At 69.1% G+C, this 11,579-nt stretch carries 13 protein-coding genes and 1 pseudogene; 7 read left to right on the top strand and 7 right to left on the bottom strand.

Going from position 1 to position 11,579, the window contains the following annotated elements:
* Positions 1 to 816: 816 nt before the first annotated feature.
* Both ACFW2E_RS28910 and ACFW2E_RS28905 read right to left on the bottom strand, forming a co-directional pair.
* The gene (locus ACFW2E_RS28910; protein ID WP_384470006.1) at positions 817 to 1,044 is read right to left on the bottom strand and encodes a hypothetical protein; all 228 of its coding nucleotides are present in this window, start codon (positions 1,042 to 1,044) and stop codon (positions 817 to 819) included.
* Positions 1,045 to 1,619: 575 nt separating this feature from the next.
* Positions 1,620 to 2,690: an alpha/beta hydrolase family esterase gene (locus ACFW2E_RS28905; protein WP_384470005.1), complete on the bottom strand. Its 1,071-nt coding sequence runs from the start codon at positions 2,688 to 2,690 to the stop codon at positions 1,620 to 1,622.
* Positions 2,691 to 3,560: 870 nt separating this feature from the next.
* On the opposite strand from ACFW2E_RS28905, the gene ACFW2E_RS28900 reads away from it, so the two are divergent.
* From ACFW2E_RS28900 to ACFW2E_RS28890, 3 genes are all read left to right on the top strand, one after another.
* Positions 3,561 to 4,328 (top strand): hypothetical protein, encoded by a 768-nt coding sequence (locus ACFW2E_RS28900; protein ID WP_384470004.1) that lies wholly within the window; start codon positions 3,561 to 3,563, stop codon positions 4,326 to 4,328.
* A gap of 117 nt (positions 4,329 to 4,445) precedes the next feature.
* Positions 4,446 to 5,117, top strand: coding sequence for a response regulator transcription factor (locus tag ACFW2E_RS28895; protein WP_384470003.1), 672 nt, complete (start codon positions 4,446 to 4,448; stop codon positions 5,115 to 5,117).
* Entirely contained in the window at positions 5,114 to 6,511 is a 1,398-nt protein-coding gene (locus ACFW2E_RS28890) for a sensor histidine kinase (RefSeq protein WP_384470002.1), read from the top strand. Before ACFW2E_RS28895 ends, ACFW2E_RS28890 begins: the two co-directional genes overlap by 4 nt.
* A gap of 585 nt (positions 6,512 to 7,096) precedes the next feature.
* On the opposite strand, the gene ACFW2E_RS28885 is transcribed toward ACFW2E_RS28890, so the two are convergent.
* Positions 7,097 to 7,654: an RICIN domain-containing protein gene (locus ACFW2E_RS28885; protein WP_384470001.1), complete on the bottom strand. Its 558-nt coding sequence runs from the start codon at positions 7,652 to 7,654 to the stop codon at positions 7,097 to 7,099.
* A gap of 324 nt (positions 7,655 to 7,978) precedes the next feature.
* Here ACFW2E_RS28885 and ACFW2E_RS28880 point away from each other — a divergent pair, with 324 nt between their 5' ends.
* The 3 genes and pseudogenes from ACFW2E_RS28880 to ACFW2E_RS28870 all read left to right on the top strand — a co-directional run bounded on the left by ACFW2E_RS28880 (position 7,979) and on the right by ACFW2E_RS28870 (position 9,654).
* On the top strand, positions 7,979 to 8,236 hold the full coding sequence (locus tag ACFW2E_RS28880; RefSeq protein WP_384470000.1) for a hypothetical protein: 258 nt from the start codon (positions 7,979 to 7,981) through the stop codon (positions 8,234 to 8,236).
* A gap of 676 nt (positions 8,237 to 8,912) precedes the next feature.
* Positions 8,913 to 9,061 (top strand): annotated as a pseudogene (locus tag ACFW2E_RS28875) (IS5/IS1182 family transposase); the annotation flags it as partial.
* 251 nt (positions 9,062 to 9,312) lie between these two features.
* Positions 9,313 to 9,654, top strand: coding sequence for a transposase (locus tag ACFW2E_RS28870; protein ID WP_384469999.1), 342 nt, complete (start codon positions 9,313 to 9,315; stop codon positions 9,652 to 9,654).
* A gap of 224 nt (positions 9,655 to 9,878) precedes the next feature.
* Here the strand turns inward: ACFW2E_RS28870 and ACFW2E_RS28865 are convergent, their stop codons facing one another.
* From ACFW2E_RS28865 to ACFW2E_RS28850, 4 genes are all read right to left on the bottom strand, one after another.
* Positions 9,879 to 10,076 carry a hypothetical protein gene (locus tag ACFW2E_RS28865; RefSeq protein WP_384469998.1) on the bottom strand — a complete coding sequence of 66 codons (198 nt, stop codon included), beginning with the start codon at positions 10,074 to 10,076 and terminating at the stop codon, positions 9,879 to 9,881.
* Between the two features lie 11 nt (positions 10,077 to 10,087).
* Positions 10,088 to 10,423, bottom strand: a complete 336-nt coding sequence (locus ACFW2E_RS28860) for a hypothetical protein (protein ID WP_384469997.1) — start codon at positions 10,421 to 10,423, stop codon at positions 10,088 to 10,090.
* Between the two features lie 5 nt (positions 10,424 to 10,428).
* Complete coding sequence (locus ACFW2E_RS28855) at positions 10,429 to 10,557, bottom strand: hypothetical protein (RefSeq protein WP_384469996.1); 129 nt, start codon at positions 10,555 to 10,557, stop codon at positions 10,429 to 10,431.
* Between the two features lie 174 nt (positions 10,558 to 10,731).
* Positions 10,732 to 10,887 carry a hypothetical protein gene (locus ACFW2E_RS28850; RefSeq protein WP_384469995.1) on the bottom strand — a complete coding sequence of 52 codons (156 nt, stop codon included), beginning with the start codon at positions 10,885 to 10,887 and terminating at the stop codon, positions 10,732 to 10,734.
* Between the two features lie 207 nt (positions 10,888 to 11,094).
* Between ACFW2E_RS28850 and ACFW2E_RS28845 the strand changes: the two genes are divergently transcribed.
* On the top strand, positions 11,095 to 11,394 hold the full coding sequence (locus ACFW2E_RS28845) for a hypothetical protein (protein WP_384469994.1): 300 nt from the start codon (positions 11,095 to 11,097) through the stop codon (positions 11,392 to 11,394).
* The last annotated feature ends 185 nt before the right edge of the window (positions 11,395 to 11,579 follow it).

Genomic DNA, 11,579 nt, shown 5'->3' with positions numbered 1-11,579 from the left:
GCGCCTGATTCGGGGGGGGCGCCTGCGCTGGGCCCCGCGGCGCCTTGGGTGGTTGGAGCGCTGCTGCGGTCGTCGGCGCTGCCGGTGGGGCCGCCCTGGCCCGCGCAAAACGGCGGCGCGCCACGCGCTCGGGTACCACCGGAATACGCAAGGATGCGGGGGCCCACGAGCAGACGGACGCCGACGCGCCCGCGCCGCCGCTGCATTCGAACCCGTCGCTCACCTGCGATACCCGCGTCTTGGACGGCGACAGGCGCAGTCCGGGTGGAGCGAGCACCGCGGCGATGTCCTCGCGTGATGCTTCGGCGTGCTCCCGCCTACCGTGAACCAAGAATGACGAAGTCGTCCGCGTGGCCGGCGGGCCGCCACATCAACCGGCTCTTGTGTGACGGAGCCGCGCGTCCGTGGACGTCGTACCGCTGGGCATCCAGGCTCCATCACGTGCTCGTTGAGCGTGGACATCGACACGGTGAAGTTCAAATCGCCACGTTGCAGTTCAATGGGGAGAGGAAACTGTCCTGCAGAGTCCCGCTCATTGTTTCCGGGTGTCGCCGAGTTCGGTGAGGATCCCGGCCTGAGGAAGGCTTTGACCTGCGTGGGCACGCGCGCCTGTCCCTGACGCTCAATAGGATTCGGTTCCGGAGAACGGAGTGTGACAGTCAGGCGAAGACTGCGCCACCGCTCGCATCGGCGGCCGCCACGGCGATCGGATCCTCGCGGGCGTTGGGCAACAGTGCCGCCGTGTCGGGTGGTCACTACCTGTCGTGGGCCTGTGGGGCGGCGGTCCTGTGCGGGGCCGCCTTGATCGTGGCAGCGCTACTGGCTGGTTGCTCCTGCGCCGGCGACCGCGGCGACGGGGCAGTCGGGGTCGCCCATGCTCCCGCTGCTGTTGATGGCCCTGTTCGACGTGGCCGCGCGCAGGCGCACCGGTGTGGCGATCCTGTTCGCGGTGGTCGCTCTGGAGAGCAACCTGATCTCGCAACCGGCACGGCCTCTCTGGGAGTCCGAGCCGTACCGCTCCGGCCTGATTCTGGTGTTGCCCATCGTGATCGGACTATGGGTGGGCAACAGGCGCCGCCTCGTGGAGGCACTCGCCTCACAGGTCGAGCACCTGCGCATGGAACGTGAACTGCGCCTGCCCGCCCCGGTCGCCCTCAGGACGCCCGCTCGGCATCGTGGTCCGTCAGAGCGGCTGCTGGCCGGCGTTTGGCCAAGGCCGCAGAGGTTGCCGAAGCGGCTGAGGTCCTGCACCGGCTGCTGCGGATCCATTCCAGCAGCGGTATCCGCGCCGGGCTGCGGCGACGTGCCTCGGGTGCACAGGCCCACGGAACGGCACCCGCCTCGAAGAGACAGGTGCCGTTGGGCTTGCCGCGGCTGTCTGGGCATCGCCCGCCGATGCGTGTCCGAGAGTCATCGCGCTCGCAGTGTCACGGTCGGCCTGGCCACCGGATAGGACCTGCCGCCGGGCCTGCTGGGCGCACCGGTCTCCTCTCCTTCGGCCACGCCTTTCAGGGTGTGTACCTGTATCGGTGCGGGCGGTGCCAGTGAGGCGGAGGTGTCGACTTTGGTGCCGGTGCGGTACAGGTTGTAGGAGGCCGCGCCCGAGACGCCGTTCCCGCTCAGCGAGCGCTGCTGTCAGTGGTGCCGGTGACCGTGAGGCCGGTGGGGACGGCGGGGCCTGTCTGGTCGAGGCCGAAGAACTTGGCGGTGTAGTAGCTGGAGCAGATGTAGTTCAGGTAGTAGGTGCCGGTGGCGCCGCACTGTTCGGCGCCGGAGCCGGGGTTGACGGCCAGGCCGTGCCGCATGCCGGAGACCATGAAGGTCACCACCGCGGGCTCGCCGTGCGTGTCGTTGTAGAGGTTCTCGGTCGTGCCGCCGGGCCGCGACCGGGTGCTGGACGGGGTCTGGCTGATGCCCCAGACGTTGGTCCACCCGTCCCTGCTGTACGTGAGCTCGGCCGGGTTGACCTTGGAGTCGGCGCCGCCCTGCCAGACCGCCACCCGCGGGTACCGCCCGGCGTAGCCGGGGTGGGCTCCGCGGATAAGGTCACCCCACTGCTGCGGGGTGTGACTGGTAGTACCACTGGTGCAGTTGATGCTGAAGATGCCGGTGGTGGAGCACTGGGCGGCAGGGCCGGAGTCGATTGAGCCCGCGGCGAAGACGTCGGGGTAGGCAGCGAGCATATCGGCGGTCATCCCGCCGCCCGCCGACAGCCCGGTGACGTAGATCCGGTGCGGGTCGAGATGGTAGCTGGTCTCCGCATACTGGATCATGTTGTAGATCGACAGAGCCTCGCCCCGGCCGCGGCTGTCGTTGGACGGGGTGCCCCAGTCGAAGCAATTGACGATCGGGTTCGTGTACGAGGGCTGCTCGGGGAAGACCAGCGCGAACTTGTACATGTCCGCGTACTTCGGCCAGCCGGAATTGCTGTAGTAGTCGCTCGCGCTCTGGGTGCAGCCGTGCAGGGCGACCACCAGCGGTGCACTGGGCGGCAGGTTGTCGGGGACGTAGCTGTACATGTTGAGGCTGCCCGGGTTGGAGCCGAATCCGGTGATCCTCGTCAGCCCGGAGGCGCTGGCCGGGCTGGCCGTGGCCACCCCTCCGACCAGCAGCAGTGCTAATGCGGCCAGCGCTCCCAAGCTACGGGCGAAACGGCTTCCGGCCTTCTGTTTTCGTGCTGAGCGCACCATGTCTTCCTCCTGGGTGGGGATCGTTGAACACGGGTTGTCCGCACCGTCGACGCCCAAGGAGTGACGGCTGACACAACCGCTGACCGTAGTGTGCGACCCGCTCGCAGCGAGATGGCATGTATGCGTAACCCACTCTTCACAGCGGCGTGATGGGGGGCTTTTCCATGGACGGGTGGTGGCGACCCGGTGAGACCCGCGGAGGCCCGGGCGGCGCCGGCGCCACACCGATCGGGCAGGACGGTCCGCACGGGACACGGAACGTGTACGGGACACGGCACTTGGAGGCGTGGCAGGGGATGAGCGCGCAACGGGGCCGGATGGGGAGGCATCCTGCGTGACTCGGCGGGGGGTGGCGCCCGGGCGCCCTGCGGGGCGGTGCACCCGCCGCCCCGGCGACGCCCGCGACGTCGAACCCTTCCGGACCGGGCCGGGAGCCAGTCCTCCGGCAATCGGGGAGCTTCACCGTTGCGTGCAGCCGACGGCCTCAGGGGCTCGACCTGCCCGGGCTGGGTGCCCCTGCCGAGCAGGACGCCGACCTCCCTGGCCGCGACTCGCTCCGAAACCGCGGCCACGGTCTTCACACGTTGCAGTCCCGGACCGGACCGGCGACGGCCGACCGTGCCATCTTCAGGCGCAGCACCGCGTACGCGAGATCGTCACCTCCAGTCGGGACAGCACCGCAAGCTCAGCAAGGCCTCGTCCACTGTCCGGACAGAGGGCGCCTCGCCGGCGGTGAGCCTTGTGATGTCCGCCAAGTCCTGAAGCTGTTCCTAAGGTGCGGTGACAGTTCCGTTATGGCTGCCGGTCGAGGGTTGTTTCCGCAGCGCCGGCGCACTGGCCTGGCGCGCGGATGACAGAGGAGAAACAGGCATGCCTCGCAGGACGAAGACAGTGGCGGCCCTGAGCGTGGGGCTCACCATCGCGGCCGGAGCGACTTGGGGCAACGCGATGGCCTCGACCGGCAACTCCGCACGGCAGCCCGAGCTGTCAGCGACGGCGCAGCAGGTCAAGAAGGGCGGGACGGACGCCGCGTCCTGCGTGCAGCTGAAGTCCGGAAGCCAACCGGGCACCTACCTCGCCGCGCCGGGTGGGACGAAGGGCAAGGCCGTGCCGCTGGACCCGAAGCTGCTTGCCAAGCTGCGCGCGGCGGCCGCCAAGGCCCCGGGTGGGGGCAAGGTCTGCTTCGCCGAGCCGGGCGGCGACGACCGGCTCGCGGTGCTCGCAAAGAAGCTCGGCGCAAGCGACGACCAGATCCTCGCAGCCCTTGCCGACGTCAAGGTCAAGGTGCTGGCCAAGGGCGGGACCCTGGACAGCGAGGCGGCCGTCCAGATCTTCGCCCATGATCTGGGGATCGGTGAGGCCAAGGCCAGGGCCCTGCTGGCCACGTTCACCGACCAGTCGGCCCAGTCTCCGAAGATCGCCAAGCCGGGCGTCGGTAAGCTGCAGTACTCCAACGACTTCGTCGCACAGCTGGCCAAGAAGCTGGGGCTGTCCCAGGCCAAGGTCGACGGCGCGCTGAAGCAGAAGTCACCCAAGGACGAGGCCGGGCTTGCGAAGGCGCTGGGGGTGGGCGAGAACAAGCTCAAGCTTGCCTTGCAGGGAGACGGCCAAGTGCCGGCCGGGCCGGCGAAGAAGTAGCGACACTGTGACAGGCGGGCGGGGCGAGCCCGCGCCCGCGCTCGCGCCCCCCCCGCCAAACCACCCGGAGGGGACTGCCTGTTCCGGTTCCACGGCCCGAGAGGAATGCCGAGCACGATGCGTGTGCTGGTGGTAGACGACGACGAAGCGGTCCGCCGCTCATTGGCGCACGCCCTGGGACGGGACGGCTACGAGGTCTCCCAGGCTGCAGACGGCGTCGAGGCCCTGGAGGCGTTGACGCGCGACAGCCTGGACGCCGTGGTTCTGGACGTCCTCATGCCCGCGCCCAACGGCCTGGACGTGTGCCGTCGCCTGCGTTCTCGGGGAGACCGCACACCGATCCTCATGCTGACTGCCCGGGACCTGGTGGAGGACCGGGTCGCGGGGCTGGACGCGGGTGCTGACGACTACCTCGTCAAACCCTTCGCCCTGGAGGAACTGCGGGCCCGGGTCCGCGCTCTGCTGCGGCGAAGCGGTGCGGACCAGGAACTGCTGTGCTACGCGGGTGTGGAGTTGGACACCGCGGCCTGCGCCGTCCACCGCGACGGACGGAAGCTGGAACTGACGCGGACAGAGTTCGCACTGTTGGAGCTCTTCCTGCGCAACCCGCACCGGGTCCTCAGCCGAGGCGTGATCTTCGACGCCATCTGGGGGTACGACTTCGGACAGAGCTCGAACGTCCTGTGGGTACACATCAGTTACCTGCGCACGAAGCTGGAGGCCGGCGGGGAGCCGCGGCTGATCCAGACCGTGCGAGGCATGGGTTATGTGCTTCGGGAGAAGCCGTGAGCCTGCGCAACCGGGTAGCGCTGGCCGGATCGACTGTCGTCCTGCTCGCCCTGGCTGCCGCCTCCGCCGTCCTCTACCCCCTCATCAGCGCTCGGCTGAGTACCCACGCCAACCAGACCCTGGTGGCTGCTACCCGGCAGGCACCGGAGCTGCTGGGCGCCTTCAAGCTCAAGGAGGCGACGGCAGCCGAGACGCCGGGGCGGATCCCGGACACCCCGCTGCAGATCGGCGGCACCACTGTGCAGTTCGCGCTCCTGCCTACGGGCACCGGCAGCGAGGGAAAGGAGTTCGTCGCCCTGACCCCCAGGGACTTTGACGTCGCCGCTGGGCGCAGCCCCGCCTACTTCCACGACGCGACGTGGAACGGCTCGCCGATGCGGGTCTACTCCGCCGCGCTCGCAGACGCCCCCGGCATACTGGTCCGCGCAGCGGTGCCGTCCGCGGAAGTCGATGCCCCCCTCTCCCAGTTGCGCGAAGTCCTCGCCGTGATCGTTCTCGGCGGCACCCTGCTGGCCGTAGTCGGTGCCCGCCTGGCTGCCAACCGGGTGCTGGGCCCGGTGCGTCGGCTGACCGAGACCATCGAGCACGCCGGCCGGACCCAGGACCTCTCGGCAGAGGTCGAGGGCAGCGGACGTGACGAGATCGGGCGGCTGGCCCGCGCCTTCGCCGGGATGATGACGGCCCTGGACAGCTCGGTGCGCAGCCAGCGCCGTTTGATCGCCGACACCTCGCACGAACTGCGCACCCCGCTGACCAGCCTCACCACCAACCTCGAACTGCTCGGTGAAGAGCAGGGTTTCGACGATCCCCAGGCCCCGCAACTCCTGCGCGACGCACTGTGCCAGGCGCACGAACTCGCTGGCCTGGTCAATGATTTGGTGGATCTGTCACGTTACGGTCAACAGTCGGTCTGTCATACCGAGGACACCCGCCTCGACGAACTGGCCCTCCGAGTAGTGGAACGGGCACGGGCCCGCGGTACTCGGGTGAGGCTGGAACTCGTGGCTGAGCCCTGCATGGTGCACGGGGATCCAGAAGCTCTGGAACGGGCGATAGGCAACCTCGTGGACAACGCCATGAAGTTCAGCCCACCGGGCGAAGCGGTACGTGTACAGGTCACCCTCGCCGGATTGGTCGGCGTCACTGACGCAGGCCCCGGCATCCCCGAAACGGACCTGCCCTTTGTATTCGACCGCTTCTACCGCTCGCCTGCCGCGCGCTCCCTGCCCGGCTCGGGCCTCGGCTTGGCCATCGTCCGCCAGATCGCCGAGAACCACGGGGGCACGGTCTCGGCACTGCCCCAAGCGCGCGGCGTCCGGCTGCAACTGTCGCTGCCCACACTCGGCGGAGACCGTACGCAGAAGACACAGGCCATCGCGAAAACAACTACCTGACCCAGCGGCTTGGGCCCCGCCCGGCCGCAGCACGTACCCTCGCCCCGCTCGTGCCGGACGCTGGATGATGGATAGGTCTCGGCCCACCTCATCGGCACCCGGATGCTCGGCCGTACCCGGTCCCACCCGTTCGCCGGAGCGGAACACAGCATCCTCATTTCCGGGCGGCACGGGGAACACCACCAGCGTCAGCGTGCCGATAACCTCACCCTGCAGCCGCACCACCAGAACCGTGTTCGCGTTGCAGGCCACCACCCCCTTCGATCTGTTCGAACCCGAGGAGTCGGGTGTTGAGTTCCTCCAGGACTGCGCTTGCGGGACCGGGGTGAGGTAGTTGCGGCGGAAGTAGCCGACCTGTCCCTCCACTCCGCCCTTCTCGCGGGCGCCGGGCGGTCCCTTTGCCGTCCTGGACAAACGAACTCACCGGCATCGCAGAGCCATCGGCGTAACCGGGGCACCCACCCCGATTCTCTTCCCTTCGAAGTGATCAGCGCAGCCAATCCGCGGCCCACGGCAGGATTGTCGTAGCCGGAGAGCACCGTGGGGACGAGGCCCGAGTGGTGCAGCGACGTCTCAAGTGTGCGATCAGGATGGCGCGTGGTGCGCCGACGGCGAGTCGGTCAGCCAGCGCTGGTCGGCGGAGCGGTCTCGGACCTTTACGACGATATCGGCGCCCGGATCGGGCGTGGTGGGGGTGAGGGCGACCTGTTCCTGCCAGCGGGGGAGTAACTCGCCCCGCACGGTGAGCCCGTAGCGCACGTCGTTGCCCCGCCGTGTCTGCTGGTCCGCGCAGGTGCCGAGGACAGCCACACCGACGTCCGCGTGCGAGTCCAGACACAGACCGGGGTCGGCTCCGCTGCGCAGCAGCCCGTCGGCCTCGTACGACCATTCCTGGGTGAGCGACGAGGAGCAGGAGATGAGTTGGGCGGGCGCCCCGGCCTTCGGCTCGCCCCGGATGTCCAGGCACAGGCCGGCGGCGGCGTTGCGCAGCCGCGTCCGCTGCGGCCCGATGGCGCCAACCGGCGGGGCCTGGGATCTGGCCCTGGGTGACATGCCGTGGGCGGCGCTCGCGGTGGTCGAAGAGACAGGGTCGGCCCCGCCGCCGTGCTCGAAGCTGATCGCCAGCACGGTCGCCAGGACCACGGCCGAGGCGATGCCGACGCCGGCGAGCAGCCCCCAGGAGGCACCCGCTCGCCCTGGGCCCGGGGGGCCGGGCGCGAAGATCCTGGTCCGCAGACGGATCCCACCCTTAATGCCTGCGTCGCCGTGGCGTCCCCCACGTCGGTGTCCGCCGCTGTGCTGAGCGGAACCGCACGTGCGCGTCCCGTGGGCTGCCCGGCCCGGGCGCGAGTCGAAGTAGTGGCGGGCGCCCCGGCCGAGCACTGTCTCTGCGAGCAGTGCCCCCAACCCGCCCTCGAAATGTCTCAGTTGCTCGGCGGCGTAACGACAGTATGCGCACTCCGCCAGATGTTGCCGAACGTCCGGCAGCAGTGCACCGCCACGTCGAATCGGAACGTCGAGGAGGCGGTTGTAGAAGCGACATTCCTTGGTCGGCGCGAGTTCGCGATGGCCCCTGACACAGTTCTCGCGGAATTGTTCACGCACGTGCTCGAGAGCGACCGACGCGAAGCGGACGTCCATCCCGAGCAAGCCGGCCGCAACGGTAACGGGCTCGGCCTCGACCTCAACGTGCCACAGCAGGTACTGGGCAGGTGCGGAAAGTGACTTGAATGACCGCTCGGCGATCCGGGGACTTTCTTGCGTCGGGGAGTGAGCCGCGCGCTTCCCGCGCGCGCCGGCGGGTTTCCGCGGCTTCGGCAGAGTGTCTGATAATCGCTCCTCCGTGGACCAGCAGCGTATTGTGTCGCGCACGGTCACGAGCAGTCTTGGGCGCAGAGCGATCCCCGGCTCGCCCAGCGTCAGATGGTCGAAGACCTGGTGGAACGCGGCCGCGGTGACCATCGCCGCGACGCTCCCAGTGCTGGCGAGGCAAATGGCCGCGTAGTCGTGCACGGGCTTCCAGTGGCGCGCCGTCAACAGTGCGACGGAATGGGCGGCCTTACTGTCCGGGCCGTCTCTAAGCCGCTCGCTGAGCGACTCGTCGGATTCTTCGGGAACCCCGCTGGAGGTCGGTGGGTAAGGAGGCCGAGGGGGGTGGGGGGTGGGCACGGAGTCAATTCCTTTGGTGCGTACCTTTTCGGCACCGGTGCGGGGAGTGTGAATTCACCCGTCGGCGAATCGGGCCCTGTGGGTCAACGGGTCAAGGAAACCGGGCCGTTACCCCCTGCGTGGATGGCTCACCTTTGCACAACCCCGTGAGAACCAACAAGGCACTTGAGCAACATATGCAACATTGAAAGTAGGGTCGTTTCCTACATGGTGGGGCGGACGTTGAGCCGCTATGGGGCGGGGAACGTGGAGCTGGATCGTGCCGGACTGTGGGAGTTCGCCAGGCCGCTGATCGCGGAGCAGCGAGCGCGGCCACAGGGCGGTGGAACGGCGAACGCGCCTGATGAGACGACCGTCGCCGCCATGGTGGCCGGTCTTGTCATTCCCGGCCGCCGGGCGTGGGAGTCGTGTCGTTGAGGCCAGAGGGGGGCCTAAGGCCCCCGAACTCACCGCGCGGGTCGCACGAGCAGCGGCAGGTCCCGGGGCCCGCCGTTGGCGATGCGGAGGCGGGACGAGCTCGGCGCGATCTTCGCGGACGCGGAGTTCGCCGAGGTGTTCGGCCGTCGGGGACGGCGCCCGCCCCACCCTGCGCACGGGACCCGACGCGTGGATGGCCGCCGGGACGCCTCGCGATGATGACCGTGCTGCAGATGGCGGAGAACCTGACCGACCGCGTCGCCGTTCAACGAGTCCGGTTCGACTTGTCGTGGAAGTACTGCCTGGAGCTGGAAGGCGTCGGCTTCGACGCGTCCGTGTTGTCGGAGTACCGCACCCGAGCGGTCGATCACGGCCTGGAAGTGCGAGTGCTGGGTCTGCTGCTGGCGGCGTTGAAGGAGAAGGATGCCGACGACGCCCTCGCGTCCCCGGAACAGGTACTCAGGCATGGTCCCTGTGGTGAGCATGCCCTGTTTGGACTTCATGAGCCGCACGCGGCAAGCGCGCTCTTCGAGCGCCCCGCGTACCAGTGGACGTAGATCTCGGTGATGTCGACCACGACGAACGTTCTCCTTGCCATCCGGACTGCCCATCGGCCTTCGGGACCCACAGGTCGAGGACCATCCACAGCTCCGAGATGACCAGGTCCATCGACCCCGAGCGCCGCTGTACCCATGAACAATTAGGAGAATTCGGCAGGGGCAATTGTATGTCGCGCAAACCGCACCAAGTGGGCAGAGTTGATCGTCGACAAGGAAGGTCTTCAGTAACTGGATGCCCCGGGCTTCGCGGAAGTGGCCGAGTTCGGCGCGATGCAGCCCTTGTCCGGCAGGATGAGCGGGCCCGGCGGGGCGGCGGCCAGGTACGGCTCGTTGTCGATCAGGGCGGCCAGGACCTGTCGCTCGTCGATCTTGGGGTCGGCCAGGGTCCAGGTGACGGGCAGCCCGGCCGGGGTGCACACCAGGTGCAGTTTCAGGCCCCAGTAGTAGCGGGAGTGGGAGCGGTAGCAGCCGTAGTTTGCCCAGCCGGCCAGGTCGGAGCGTTGACGGTGTCGCGCGAGCGGGCACATTCGGCGGGGGTGGAATCCACGAGCCACACATCGTCCAGCCACAGGTCACAGTCGGTTGCCAGGGACCGGATGGCCCGTTTGGCCAGTCCCAGTGCGGCCCGCAGGCGCTTGTTGTATGCGGGGCGCTGAGGCAGGTACGGGAACAGGCCGTGCAGGTGGGCGTGGGCGAGGCGCAGCCAGCGGGCTTCGCAGTGGAAGCCCAGCATCGCCTGGGCCACGGTCACGGTGACCAGTTCCACGTCGGTCAGCCGGGGCGGCCGCCCACGCCACCGCTGCCCTCGACCGTGATCTCGCGGTCGTAGACGAGGACGTTGTCGGTCTCGCCGGCCCGGGTTCGGTCGAGGGGGAGACCGTACGGATCTGATACGGACAAGGACGAGGGGCCGGGGGGCGTACCCCCCCCCCCCACCCCTGGGGGGGGGGGGGCCGCAAGCGTGGGTGGCGGCGCGCCACCTCGCCGACTGCTTCCGGCTCGGCGTCCTCGGCGGGTGCGACGAGCAGGTAGGTGTCGGGCTCGTCGGTGCTCAGGCCGTGGCCACGGCCCAGGTCAGCACGGCGTCGGGAATCGGGATGCCGTGCTGGCCACGGCCCAGGTCAGCACGGCGTCGGGAATCGGGATGCCGTACGGGTCGGGCTCGATGGCCTGGGCGTACGGGGATTCGCCGCGGATGACGAACCAAACGGCGCCGGGCGTCGGGGACATGGGGCCTGCAAGAGGCCGAGGGCCGCGTCCACCCATGGCTTCTGGTTCCCCCAAGCCGCGGTCCCGCGACAGGGCCTTCGCGCTGCCGCAGGGGCATACGGCCCGGGGAGGGCGGTGGACAGACGGGGCTGCTGACCGGCACACCGCGGTCGGGCGCACCGGTCCGGTAGCCCGCAGGCGCGGCGCCGAGGACCGTCGTGCGCGCTCTTGCTACGGCTGCCTCACCGTGGCCACTGGTCCCTGTGGGACAAGGACGGCCACGCCTCCACCTTCCGCGTGGACGGCTGCGCGACCGTCCGTGACCACACCGGCATCGGGTGCGACAGCCGCACGGACGTGTTCCAGGGCCGTCGCAAGTACGTGTGGAACAACGACCAGGACGCGGCGACGCTGCACAACGACCGGGGCCGGTTCGTCGGCGACGCCTCCTGGGACCGCCACCACCGCGACGGCGGCAACCACCACGGCGGCAGGCCTGCGTTGCTGACACGAGTGCGGGAGCCGTGAGAGCCGGTAGCCCTGGTGGCCCCCCTTCGGCACCGCCCCAGGTGGCGTCCCACCGATGCGAGTGGTGGGACGCACCACGCTCTTCGGTGCCTGCGTCCTGGGGCCGGCGTGGGCCCGCCGCATTACCCCCGGGCGGGGTGAATTTAATGATTCGCCATCGGTCGGGTGAGTGAGATGGTTATTTG

This window comes from Streptomyces sp. NPDC058964, assembly GCF_042741275.1.
Taxonomy (GTDB): Bacteria; Actinomycetota; Actinomycetes; order Streptomycetales; family Streptomycetaceae; genus Streptomyces.
The sequence above is the reverse complement of the archived record's forward strand: the minus strand, read 5'-3'. Positions and strand labels throughout refer to the sequence as shown.